The 12,107-nt window shown below is 64.9% G+C and carries 11 protein-coding genes; 8 read left to right on the forward strand and 3 right to left on the reverse strand.

Features of this window, described 5'->3' with window-relative positions:
- Nucleotides 1-63: 63 nt before the first annotated feature.
- Nucleotides 64-495: a hypothetical protein gene (locus HDG37_RS09755; protein WP_184046471.1), complete on the reverse strand. Its 432-nt coding sequence runs from the start codon at nucleotides 493-495 to the stop codon at nucleotides 64-66.
- Nucleotides 496-734: 239 nt separating this feature from the next.
- Between HDG37_RS09755 and HDG37_RS09760 the strand changes: the two genes are divergently transcribed.
- From HDG37_RS09760 to ggt, 6 genes are all read left to right on the forward strand, one after another.
- Nucleotides 735-1,436 carry a CDP-alcohol phosphatidyltransferase family protein gene (locus HDG37_RS09760; protein ID WP_184046472.1) on the forward strand — a complete coding sequence of 234 codons (702 nt, stop codon included), beginning with the start codon at nucleotides 735-737 and terminating at the stop codon, nucleotides 1,434-1,436.
- On the forward strand, nucleotides 1,433-2,248 hold the full coding sequence (locus tag HDG37_RS09765) for a 2OG-Fe(II) oxygenase (protein WP_184046474.1): 816 nt from the start codon (nucleotides 1,433-1,435) through the stop codon (nucleotides 2,246-2,248). Before HDG37_RS09760 ends, HDG37_RS09765 begins: the two co-directional genes overlap by 4 nt.
- The gene (locus HDG37_RS09770; protein ID WP_184046476.1) at nucleotides 2,245-3,321 is read left to right on the forward strand and encodes a lysylphosphatidylglycerol synthase domain-containing protein; all 1,077 of its coding nucleotides are present in this window, start codon (nucleotides 2,245-2,247) and stop codon (nucleotides 3,319-3,321) included. Before HDG37_RS09765 ends, HDG37_RS09770 begins: the two co-directional genes overlap by 4 nt.
- 28 nt (nucleotides 3,322-3,349) lie before the next feature.
- Complete coding sequence (locus HDG37_RS09775; RefSeq protein ID WP_184046478.1) at nucleotides 3,350-4,114, forward strand: NTP transferase domain-containing protein; 765 nt, start codon at nucleotides 3,350-3,352, stop codon at nucleotides 4,112-4,114.
- A gap of 139 nt (nucleotides 4,115-4,253) precedes the next feature.
- Complete coding sequence (locus HDG37_RS09780; protein ID WP_184046734.1) at nucleotides 4,254-5,657, forward strand: MFS transporter; 1,404 nt, start codon at nucleotides 4,254-4,256, stop codon at nucleotides 5,655-5,657.
- 35 nt (nucleotides 5,658-5,692) lie between these two features.
- Nucleotides 5,693-7,438 carry a gamma-glutamyltransferase gene (ggt, locus tag HDG37_RS09785; protein WP_184046480.1) on the forward strand — a complete coding sequence of 582 codons (1,746 nt, stop codon included), beginning with the start codon at nucleotides 5,693-5,695 and terminating at the stop codon, nucleotides 7,436-7,438.
- A 49-nt stretch (nucleotides 7,439-7,487) separates the two neighbouring features.
- Here the strand turns inward: ggt and HDG37_RS09790 are convergent, their stop codons facing one another.
- Nucleotides 7,488-8,537, reverse strand: a complete 1,050-nt coding sequence (locus tag HDG37_RS09790; RefSeq protein WP_184046482.1) for a S1C family serine protease — start codon at nucleotides 8,535-8,537, stop codon at nucleotides 7,488-7,490.
- A 177-nt stretch (nucleotides 8,538-8,714) separates the two neighbouring features.
- Between HDG37_RS09790 and HDG37_RS09795 the strand changes: the two genes are divergently transcribed.
- On the forward strand, nucleotides 8,715-9,113 hold the full coding sequence (locus HDG37_RS09795) for a VOC family protein (protein WP_184046484.1): 399 nt from the start codon (nucleotides 8,715-8,717) through the stop codon (nucleotides 9,111-9,113).
- A gap of 162 nt (nucleotides 9,114-9,275) precedes the next feature.
- Complete coding sequence (gene ppk2 / locus HDG37_RS09800; protein ID WP_184046486.1) at nucleotides 9,276-10,202, forward strand: polyphosphate kinase 2; 927 nt, start codon at nucleotides 9,276-9,278, stop codon at nucleotides 10,200-10,202.
- A gap of 98 nt (nucleotides 10,203-10,300) precedes the next feature.
- On the opposite strand, the gene HDG37_RS09805 is transcribed toward ppk2, so the two are convergent.
- On the reverse strand, nucleotides 10,301-11,887 hold the full coding sequence (locus HDG37_RS09805; protein WP_184046488.1) for an inorganic phosphate transporter: 1,587 nt from the start codon (nucleotides 11,885-11,887) through the stop codon (nucleotides 10,301-10,303).
- Between the last annotated feature and the right edge of the window lie 220 nt (nucleotides 11,888-12,107).

Below are 12,107 nucleotides of genomic sequence, written 5' to 3' on the forward strand. Positions count from 1 at the left end.
GGCTCGTGGTCGAAGATATCGACGATCGTGCCGAAACGGTCGAATACGACGTCTCGCCAAAGCCTAGCTGCGCTTGCAGAAAATCGCGGTGATGAGCGGCGCGACGTGATGCACGATCGCCGTGCTGCCGGCGTTTTCAAGCGCGCTTTTAACCTTGTCGTCGCTGCCGAACACGACCGCGCCATACGCGGACTGGGCGACCGGTTCGCCGTCGCCGACCCGGAACATCGGGTCGTCCTTTTCGAAGCCCACCACCGCGAATACGCGGAAACCGAACGCGGTCAGATGCGCATCGGGCATCGGCGAGAACGCGTTGATCGAGTTGCTTTCGACGTGACTTGGCTTCGGTTTGATCAGCTGCTGCGCCATCAGATCGGCAATGAACTGGTGGCCGCTCTCATTGCATGTCAGCGGCGCGTCGAGCTCCACGGCGAACGAGGAAAGGGGCAGCGCGGCGGCGGCGGCAAACAGTAGAGGGACAAGGAGACGGTTCATGAGCGTAGGCGGCGTCAACAGTCGATGTCGTGGATTAGCAACCACTGCGCCATCCCCCGGAGGGCACGAGCGGTGCTGCACATTGACCAGATTCCGCGTGACTGGCACAACTGGATTCGCACTTTACAGCGATTCGGTGAATTCCGCTTTGTGAGGGACACACGAACGACATCTGCAAATCACAGAGAAACGTATGACATAACAGCAAGCTTTCAGAATCCCGTATATATTTCCGCCTTATGACTTCGCAACCCCGACCTCCAATCAACGTTCCGCCGCCACGTACGTGGGACGCCCGGCTCGCCCGCCGGCTCGTGACACCGCTAGTCGACACGTGGGTCACCCCGAACCATTTGACCACGCTGCGCCTGCTGATCGGCGTCGCAGGCGCGCTGTGCCTTGCGCACGGGGGATTCGCGTGGGCCAATGCGGGCGCACTGCTGATCGTCCTGTCGAATTTCGTCGATCACACGGACGGCGAACTCGCGCGAGTGGGCGGCAAGTCGAGCCGCATCGGTCATTTTTACGACCTCGCCTGTGATGCGCTCGTGACCGTGATGCTGTTCGTCGGCATGGGTATCGGTGTCGGCGGCGCGCAGATCGACGCTTTGAAGCTCGCGCCCGGCGTGCTCGGCGCGGTGGCTGGTGTCGCGGTCGCCCTGATCTTCTTTTTGCGCATGCGGATCGAGGAAATGGTCGGCAAGGCCGGCACGAAGCAGGCGTCGATGGGGGGCTTCGAAACCGAGGACGTGCTGTACCTGCTGCCCATCGTCACGCTGACGAATGTCATCGCGCCGTTCGTGGTGGTCGCGTCGATCGGCGCGCCGCTGTTCGCCGTATGGGTGGTGATCGACTACTGGCGCGTCGCGCGCCGTAGCGCTCGCCCGACGGCCAAGGCCGCCAGCGCGTCTGAATCCCGTCAACAGTGGGCCAGCAAATGAATCTGCACGCCGAAGGCGAGGTGATCGCGCCCGTGTCGTCAGGCACGCCCGTGGCGGCGCTCACGCCCGCGCCCGATGCGGACCGCGCGGTCGCGAGCCGGACCCGCACGTTCGACAACGCGCGTCTGCGTAAAGACTTCGCCGCGCAGGACGCGTTTCTGTATCTGGACGATTTCCTCGCGCCGGAAGTGACCGCGCAGCTGGTACACAGCGCGCGCTCGCTGCTCGACGAAGTGAACCGCAACTATCTGCCGGGTCACAAGCAGGGCGGCAGTGTCAGCCGCCATACGATCGACCGTCTCGCGCCGTTCATCGCCGAGCTGTATCGCTCGAAGGAGTTGATCGGCTGGCTCGAGCAGCTGAGCGGCGACCAGTTGCAGGTGTCGCCCGCCGACGATCCGCACGCCTACGCGCTCTACTACTACACGCGCCCCGGCGACCATATCGGCTGGCACTACGATACTTCGTATTACGACGGACGCCGCTACACGCTGCTGCTCGGCGTGATCGACGAATCGTCGTGCCGGCTCGACTACGAACTGCATACGCGCAATCCGGAGGTGCCGGACCAGCCGGGCTCGGTGCAGATTCCGCCGGGCGGCCTCGTGTTTTTCGATGGCGACAAGCTGCGTCATCGCATCACGCCGGCCGGGCCGAACGAGATGCGTGTGTCGCTGACGTTCGAATACGTCACCGATCCCAACATGCGGCCGTGGCGCCGCTTCGTTTCCAACATGAAGGACGCGATCGCGTACTTCGGTTTCCGCCAGGTGTTCCGTCAGATGGCCTCGCGCGGCAAGGACGCCGCGTGAGTCGGGCGGCCCTGCTTCTGCTGTCGATCGGCTCGGCGCTGTTCGTCGGCCTGCTCGCCTGGCAGGGCTTCGGCTCGGTGGCGTCGACCTTGCTCGCAGCCGGCTGGGGGCTCGCGGCCGTCGCCGCGTTCCACGTGGTGCCGCTCGTGCTCGATGCGGCTGCGATCGCCGTGCTGTTCAGGCGCGACCACCCCTCGCGTGACGGTGCGCATGAAGCTCCGGCAAGCGGTGCAACCAGCCGCCCGACGAGCGCTGCACGAGCCGAACCCTCGCTGCGCGATGCGTTGTCCGCGCGCTGGATCGGCGAGTCGGTGAATAGCCTGCTGCCCGCTGGGCAGATCGGCGGCCCGGTGGTGATGGTGCGTCAACTGTCGCAGCGCGGCATGCTGCTGCGCGACGCGGCCGCCGCGATCACCGTCAGCACGACCTGGCAGGCGCTCGCGCAAATCGTGTTCGCGCTCGCTGGCCTCGCGATGTTCGGCGCGTACGCCGCGCACGGCACGCTGCACGACCTGCGCACCGCAACGCTGATTGCGACCGGCGTGCTCGGCGCGCTGATCGCCGCGTTCTACTTCGCGCAGCGGCGCGGTCTGTTCGGCCGGCTGCTGGGCGTGGTGTCGAAGGTGTTCGGCAAGCGCGACTGGTCGTCGCTGATGACGCGCGCGGAAGCCGTCGATGCCGCCGTGCAGTCGCTGTACCGCGAGCGCGGCCGCGTGGCGGCGAGCTTTGCGCTGAGCCTCGTGGGATGGGTCGTCGGCACGGCCGAGGTATGGCTCGCGCTGCGTTTTCTCGGTCATCCGGTCGGCTGGATCGACGCGCTGCTGCTGGAAAGCGTCGGCCAGGCGATTCGCGGCGCGGCCTTCATGATTCCGGGCTCGCTCGGCGTGCAGGAGGGCGGCTATCTGCTGCTCGCGCCGCTGGTGGGTTTGCCGCCCGACGCGGCGCTGGCGTTGTCGCTCGCCAAGCGTGCGCGTGAACTCCTGCTGGGCCTGCCGGGCCTGCTGGTATTGCACTTCAGCGAACGAAGCTGGCAACGGCGGCGCGCTCCACGGCGCGTGCCGGTTGCCGATTGACCTCCGTACTTTTTTCAAAGGACCGCGCATGCGCGCAATCATTCTCGCAGCGGGCCTCGGCCTGCGTCTCCAGCAGCCGCCGCAAGCCCAGTTTCCGAAATGCCTGTTGCAGTTCGACGGCATGAGCCTGCTCGAACGGCATCTGCAGATGCTCGAAACCGCCGGCGTGACCGACGTCGTGCTGGCGCTCGGTTTCCAGCCGGAATCCGTGCAGGCGGAACTCGCGCGCATCGACTGGCCGCACAAGGTCGAGACCGTGCTCAATCCGCGCTTCGATCTGGGCAGCGTGCTGACCGTGCATACCGTTGCCGACGCGTTGACGCGCGGCGGCGACGTGCTGCTGATGGACGCCGACGTGCTGTACGACGAGCGCATCCTGAGCGCGCTGGTGGCGGGCGAGTCGGTCAACCGTCTGCTGATCGACCGCGATTTCGAAGCGGGCGACGAGCCCGTCAAGCTGTGCCTGAAGGACGGCGTGCCGGTCGAGTTGCGCAAGCAGCTCGCGGTCAATCTGGAGTACGACATGATCGGCGAGTCGGTCGGCTTCTTCCGCTTCCGCGAGGAAACCGCGCGACGCTTCACGCAGATCGTCGCGGGCTATATCGACAGCGGCCGCGCGAACATGCCGCACGAAGAGGCGGTGCGCGACCTGCTGCTCGAGCGCAGCCAGGTGTTCGACACGGCCGAGGTGACCGGCGCGCCGTGGATCGAGATCGACTTTCCGAACGACGTCGCGCGCGCCGCCAACGAGATCCTGCCGCAGTTGCAGCCGCTCGTCAGCGCATCGCGCTGAGGCGTCCGTGCCGCGCGCTAAGATGCACGGCAGCGCGCGATGGCACCCGGCAAAATCCCCTCGCGCGACAACATTTGTTGTCGCCGCGATGCCATAATCGACGCTTTCCATTGATGGCTGGCCGCCCGTCGCCATGACAATGCTGCTCGCTTTAGGCGCTTTCATCGTTCCGCTGATCGTCGCGTGCGCGATGTTCATGGAAAACGTGGACGGCACGGTCATCGTGACGTCGCTGCCGGTTCTGGCACGCGACCTCGGTCATGATCCGATCACGCTGAAGCTTGCGGTCACCGCGTATGTGATCGGCCTTGGCGTCTTTATCCCGATCTGCGGCTGGGTCGCCGACCGCTTCGGTTCGCGCACCGTGTTCCGCACCGCGATCGGCATCTTCATGGCGGGCTCGCTGCTGTGCGCGGCCTCCACTTCGCTCGAAACCTTCGTGCTCGCGCGCTTCGTGCAGGGCATCGGCGGCGCGCTGATGGTGCCGGTGGGCCGCATCATCATCTTCCGGTCGCTGCCGAAGTCGGAGTTCATTCGCGCGATGAACTATCTGACGGTGCCGGCGTTGCTCGGTCCGGTGGTCGGGCCGCCGCTCGGCGGCTTTATCACGACCTATCTGCACTGGCGTCTGATCTTCGTGATCAACGTGCCGATCGGCCTGCTCGGCATCTGGCTCACCAACAAGTACATCGCCAATACGCGCGAGCCGCATCCGGGCCGGCTCGACTGGCTCGGTTTCGTGCTGTCGGCGAGCGGGGCTTCGCTGTTCATGCTCGGGCTCTCGCTGGTCGGCGGCGAACTGGTGTCGACGGGACAATCGGTCGGCATGTGCGTGACCGGCATCGTGTTGCTGCTGCTTTATGTGCTGTACGCGAGCCGCGTCGCGCTGCCGGTGCTCGATCTGCGTTTGCTGCGCATTCCAAGTTTTCATGCGAGCGTGATCGGCGGTTCGCTGTTTCGGATCGGTCTTGGCGCCGTGCCGTTCCTGTTGCCGCTCGCGTTGCAGGAAGGGCTCGGCATGACCGCGTTCAGAGCCGGCGCGATCACGTGCGCGTCCGCGTTCGGTTCGATTTTCATGAAGACGGTGGCGTCGCGCATTCTCGAACGCTTCGGCTTTCGTACCGTGCTGATGGTCAACGCCGCGTGCGCGGGTCTCGCGATCGCCGTGTACGGGTTGTTCTTTCCCGGCACGCCGCATTGGGTGATCTGGTGCATCGTGCTGGTGGGCGGCTTCTTTCCTTCTCTGCAATTCACGTCGCTCAATACGCTGGCCTATGCCGATATTCCAGGCAGCGACGTCGGCCGCGCGACGAGTGTCGCGAGCGTCATCCAGCAGATGTCGCTCGGCCTGGGCGTGACGATCTCGGGCATCGTGCTGCAGATTTCGCATCGTGTGCAAGGGCATCCGAACATCGTGTTCTCCGATTTCTGGCCGGCGTTTCTCGTCGTCGGTCTGTTCTCGTGCCTGTCGATTCCGATTACGCGGCGGCTGCCGCGAGACGCGGGCGATGAGATCTCGCGCGGCCGTCGCGGGCGCGCGTAAGCCATCATGCGGATGTCGTCGTCGATGAGGAGGTCATGAACTTGTTTCGCAACGTCAAAGCTTCAACCAGTGCTTCGATCAGCGGTCTGGCCCTGATCGCAATCCTCTGCGTTTCAACCGGGTTTCTCGAGGCGGCGCCTGCTGTCGCGAAAGCGCCCGCGAAGACGCAACCGGCCGTGCTTGCCGGTTCGGCGATTGCGGTGCCGGACTCATACAGCGCCGATGCCGCCGAGCAGATCTTCAACGAAGGCGGCAATGCGGTCGACGCGGCCGCCGCGATCGCCTTCACCCTTGCGGTCACGTTCCCGGATGCGGGCAACATCGGCGGGGGCGGGTTCATGACGCTGTACGTCGACAACAAGCCGTATTTCCTCGACTATCGCGAGCGCGCGCCGCTCGCCGCGACGAAGAACATGTATCTCGACGACAAGGGCGAGATCATCAAAGGCATGAGCCTCGTCGGCTATCGCGCGGTGGGCGTGCCAGGCACCGTCGACGGCATGTGGCAAGCGCAGCGCCGTTTCGGCAAGCTGAAATGGCAGCAGGTGCTCGCGCCGGCTATTCACTATGCGCGCGACGGCTTCATGGTCGCCCCGCAACTGCAGAAGCTGCGCGACGATGCGGCGAAGAACTTCGCGGGCAAGACCAATTTCGACACTTACTTCGGCAATCTGAAGCAGGGCGTTACCTTCAGGCAGCCTGACCTTGCCGCGGTCCTGCAGCGTATCTCCGATCAGGGCCCGAAAGATTTCTACACGGGCAAGACTGCGGATCTGATCGCCGCTTCAATGCGCGGCCACGGCCTGATTACGAAGGCCGATCTCGCGCAGTACAAGGCCGTTTGGCGCGAGCCGGTGCAGGCGAACTGGAACGGTTACCGCGTGATCACCGCGCCGCCGCCGAGTTCGGGCGGCGTCGGGCTCGTGCAACTGCTGAAGATGAAGGCCGATATCGCGCCCGAGTTCAAGAACGTGCCGCTCAATTCCGTGCAATACGTGCATCTGATCGCGGAGCTCGAGAAGCGCGTATTCGCGGACCGCGCGCAGTATCTCGGCGACCCGGATTTCTACAAGGTGCCGGTCGCGCAACTGATCGACGACCCGTATCTGGCCAAGCGCGCGGCCGAGGTCGATCCGAATACGCCGTCGGACACGAAGAGCATTCAGCCGGGACTCGGGACCTCGATGCCGGAGAAGGCGGAGACCACGCATTTTTCGGTGGTCGACAAATGGGGCAACGCGGTGTCGAACACGTACACGCTGAACGGCGCGTTCGGCTCGGGCGTCGTGGTGGATCGGGCAGGCATCGCGCTGAACGACGAGATGGACGACTTCTCCGCGAAGCCGGGCGCCGCGAACATGTTCGATGTGGTCGGCAGCGACGTGAATGCGATCGAGCCGAAGAAGCGCCCGTTGTCGTCGATGGCGCCGACGATTCTGACGAAGGACGGCAAGGTCGCGCTCGTGATCGGCACGCCGGGCGGATCGCGCATCTTCACGACGATCTTCCAGGTGATCACCGACATCTACGACTTCGACATGTCGTTGCCGGATGCGCTCGCCGCGATGCGTTTCCATCACCAGCTATTGCCGCCGAATACGATCTATTCGGAGCCGTACAAGCCGATCGAGGGCGAACTCGCACAGCAGCTCGAGGCGAAGGGCTACAAGCTGGAAGGGCAGCAATTCACCGGCGATGTTCAGGTGATCAGGATCGATGGGGACGAGCCGGAGGCGGCGGCCGATCCGCGCGGGCGAGGGGTGGCGCGGGTGGTTCGGTAGGGTTTCACGCTGGGCATCCAGGCAAGGCTGCCCAACGCAAAGTGCCCCATCACCCTGCCTGCTCCACCGGCGTCACCGTCAACTCCACCCGCTGCGCGCCGCGCAACACCGTCACGTTGACCGGCTTGTCGATACGCGAAGCATCGAGCGTGCGTTGCAGTGCATCCACATCCTGCACCGGCTGCGCGTCGATCGCGACGATCGTGTCGTCGGTGCGCAAGCCGCCGAGCGCGGCCGGACTGCCTTTGACGATCTCCATCACGCGCACGCCGCTTTGCGTGCCGAGCCCGAAGTAGCGCTGCACGCGCCGCGACAGCGGCGTCGTCGTGCCGGCCACGCCGATATACGCGCGTCGCACGCGACCGTGCGCGAAGATCTGCATGATGACCCACTTCGCGGTATCGATCGCGGTCGCAAAACAGATGGCCTGTGCGCCAGGAATGATCGCGGTATTCACGCCGATCACCTGACCCGCCGAATTGATCAGCGGTCCGCCCGAGTTGCCCGGATTCAATGCCGCGTCGGTCTGGATCACGTCGTAGATCATGCGGCCGGAGTTCGAGCGCAGCGACCGGCCGAGCGCCGAAACGACGCCGGTCGTGACGGTCTGTTGCAGCCCGAGCGGGTTGCCGACCGCAATGGCGATCTGCCCGACGCGCAGCTTCGATGATTCGCCGAGTTCGACATGCGGCAGCGGTTCCGGCGAACCGATGCGCAGCACCGCGAGATCGCTGCCGGGATCGTCGCCGACCAGATCGGCGTCGAACTTCGCGCCGTCGGCCAGCGTCACCTGGATATGCGTCGCGCCATGCACGACGTGGCTATTGGTCAGCAGGTAGCCGTCGGGCGTGAACAGGAAGCCCGAGCCGGTGCCGCCGCGCGCGCCGCGCCCATGCGCGGACGCTTCGCCGGGCAGCCGGTGTTCGACGGCGATAAACGCGACCGCCTGCTGCACGCGCTCCAGTGCACCGATCACGGTGCGGGAGTAGGCGTCGAGCAGCGCGTCGTCGTCGTGGGTCAAAAGGTCGGTGGATTGGGGCCCGGGGGCGTCGGGTGCGGCGCTCGACAGGTCATCGATGAAGCGTGGGCGGCTTCCCATAACGATGCTCCGGATAGACGGGCTCCGAGATGCGGGACGGTGGGCGAGTTTTCAAGTGCATCCCGGGGGCGTCGGCGGCGTCCCGGCCGCGCCGCCAGACCGGTGGCCACTGCCCGTGAGACACTTTCCCGGGCGGGCCGTCGCTCGCCGCTCGCTCGCGCCACGGAGACCCTGTTCATGTCCGCATCTAACGCTTCAGCGCCGCAATCCCCGCAGCCGGGTCCACGCATCGAGTCGCTCAGCGCGATCACGCTCGCCACCAGCGACATGCAGCGCGCCGTTGCGTTCTACGAAGCGCTCGGCTTCCCGCTCAAGTTCGGCGGTCCGCGCGAGGGCTTCACGTCGTTCGCGTTCGGCAGTTCGTATTTGAACCTGATCGCCGATGCGCGCGCGCCGGTCAACTGGTGGGGGCGCGTGATCATCTACGTGTCGGACGTCGACGCGTTCCATGCCAAGGCGGTGGCGGCAGGCTTGCAGCCGACGTTCGCGCCGTCGGATGCGCCGTGGGGCGAGCGCTATTTTCATATCACCGATCCGGACGGCCACGAACTGAGCTTCGCGCGGCCGCGGCCCTAGCGGCGGAAGTCGGGGCAAAACTCGCTATCATCGGGTTACCACGCATGTGCAGCGGCCGCCCACGCGGTAACACGGCTGACACCTCGCGCTTCGATAATCGAACGCGACCGCGTCGCGCTAGCCGCCGCGCGCCATCCCATTCCTGTTGCGAGGAGAGCCGCAATGAAAGAGCCGGACCCGAGACCCGATATCGAACTGATGGCGGAGCGGCAACGCCGTTTCGAGGAAGACCTCATCGACGCCTACGACGAAGAACTCGAAATGGAGGTCGACGACCGCATCATCGACGGCCCGGCCGGCTTTACGCCCGAGCATCGCGAGGCGCGCAAGCAGTACTTCCGCGAACTGTTCCGGCTGCAGGGAGAACTGGTCAAGCTGCAGGACTGGATCGTCGCGACCGGGCACCGGCTCGTCGTGATCTTCGAGGGGCGCGACGCGGCCGGCAAGGGCGGCGCGATCAAGCGCATCACACAGCGCCTCAATCCGCGCGTGTGCCGCGTGGCCGCATTGCCCGCGCCGAACAATCGCGAGCGCACGCAATGGTATTTCCAGCGCTATGTATCGCATCTGCCGGCGGGCGGCGAGATGGTGCTATTCGATCGCAGCTGGTACAACCGCGCGGGCGTCGAGCGCGTGATGAACTTCTGCACCGACGAGGAATACGACGAGTTTTTCCGCTCGGTGCCGGAGTTCGAAAAGATGCTCGCGCGCAGCGGCGTGCAGATCCTCAAGTACTGGTTTTCGATCACCGACGAAGAGCAGGAAATCCGCTTCGAGAACCGCATTCGCGATCCGCTCAAGCAGTGGAAGCTGAGTCCGATGGATCTGGAAAGCCGGCGCCGCTGGGAAGCCTATACGCTGGCGAAGGAGGTGATGCTGCAGCGCTCGCATATCCCCGAGGCGCCGTGGTGGGTCGTGCAGGCCGTCGACAAGAAACGCGCGCGCCTGAACTGCATTCAGCATCTGCTGAGCCAGGTGCCGTATCACGAGATCGAGCATCCGCAGATCGACTTGCCGTCGCGTGTCTATCACGAAGACTATAGCCGTCAGCCGGTGCCTCAGTCGATGATCGTGCCCGAGGTGTATTAAAAGCGGATCGTATGAAATAGCTGGCCAACGAAAAAGCGCGGTACGTATATCAGCGTACCGCGCTTTTCTTCGTGCTTCGCCACGCCAGATCGGCGAACTCAGAACACCGAACGGAACACCCAGAACAGCCCGCCCGCGAGCGCGATCGACGCGGGCAACGTCAGCACCCATGCGAGGATCAGACTGCGCACCGTGGCCCATTGCAGACCCGAGCCGTTGGCCGCCATCGTGCCGGCCACGCCGGAAGAGAGCACATGGGTCGTCGACACCGGCAGACCGTAGACGTCGGCGGCACCGATCGTGACCATCGCGACGAGTTCAGCCGACGCGCCCTGGCCGTACGTCAAATGCTGTTTGCCGATCTTCTCGCCCACCGTAACGACGATGCGCTTCCAGCCGACCATCGTGCCGAGACCCAGCGCGATCGCGACCGCCACCTTGACCCACGGCGGAATGAACTTGGTCGCGTGGTCGATCTGCGTTCTGAAGTTGGCGATGACCTTCGCGTCTTCGGGCGAGAACTGCGGCTGATTGGCCTTCTGCATCAGACGGATCGCCTCGGAGGTGACATACATGTTGTTGCGCACGTTATCGACGATGCCTTGCGGCACCGCGGCCATCGAGCCCGACTCGCCGACCTGGCGACCGATCTGCCCGGTCAGCTGCTGCAGTGCCGGCAGCGTGGCGGGCGTCAGCCGACGGGTGCGCACGAAGGCCTCGACGTCGGCGCGCGGATCCGCGGAAGGCACCGCGCCCTGCGTGTAGCGCGACAGCGTCGCCACGGTTTGATGCGCGACCGCGACGAAGTTCTGCGTTTGCGCCGGCGTGACCGCCTTGTTCAGCGCGTAGGCGGTGGGCACGGTACCGATCAGGATCAGCATGATCAGCCCCATGCCTTTCTGGCCGTCGTTCGAGCCATGCGCGAACGACACGCCCGTGCAGGTCAGAATCAGCAGGCAGCGAATCCAGAACGGCGGCGGCTCCTTGCCCTTCGGCTCGGCATACAGCGCGGGCACGCGCACGACGGCCTTCAGGATCAGCAGCAGCAGGCCCGCAAGCAGAAAGCCCACGATCGGCGAAAACAGCAGCGACTTGCCGACGCCGAGCGCCTGATTCCAGTCCACGCCACTGGTGCCGTTCGCACCATGCAGCATCTGATTCATCAGACCTACGCCGATGATCGAGCCGATCAGCGTGTGCGAACTCGAAGACGGCAGGCCCAAAGACCACGTGCCCAGATTCCAGATGATCGCGGCGATCAGCAGCGCGAATACCATCGCGAAGCCGGCGCTGCTGCCAACCTGCAGAATCAACTCGACGGGCAGCAGTTGCAGCACGCCGAAGGCGACCGCTCCGCTCGACGTCAGCACGCCCAGAAAATTCCACGCGCCGGACCAGACGACCGCCATATTCGGCGTCAGCGAGTGGGTATAGATGACGGTGGCGACCGCGTTGGCCGTATCGTGAAAGCCATTGACGAACTCGAAGCCGAGCGCGATCAGCAGCGCGACACCGAGCAGCAGATACGGCAGTACCGAGCTTTCGCGTACGGGCTGCAGATCGTCTATCAGATGAACGCCGCAGTACACGGCGCCCGCGATGAGCAGGGCAACGAAAATAACCAGGCCCGCGCTACGGCCTTTGCCGCTGGCGGCGCCTGGTTGCGGATACGAAAGTTCCGGCATGACGTGAGCCCCAAAAAGTGGTCGCAGAGTTCTCGATGCTGCTTTCGCTGTGTGTCGCAACGATGACAACTACGTGACGGCATTGGGGTGCGGGAAAAGCAGGCGCGGCGCGGCCTAGCCTACGCCGCTCACGCCGGTAAACACTACGCAGGCTGGCGGACGGGAATAGTAAGATGTCCGAACCGGACTAAGCAGGTGATGAATAGCACGAGCGGCGAGC

Source organism: Paraburkholderia sp. MM5384-R2 (genome assembly GCF_014201025.1).
GTDB lineage: Bacteria > Pseudomonadota > Gammaproteobacteria > Burkholderiales > Burkholderiaceae > Paraburkholderia > Paraburkholderia tuberum.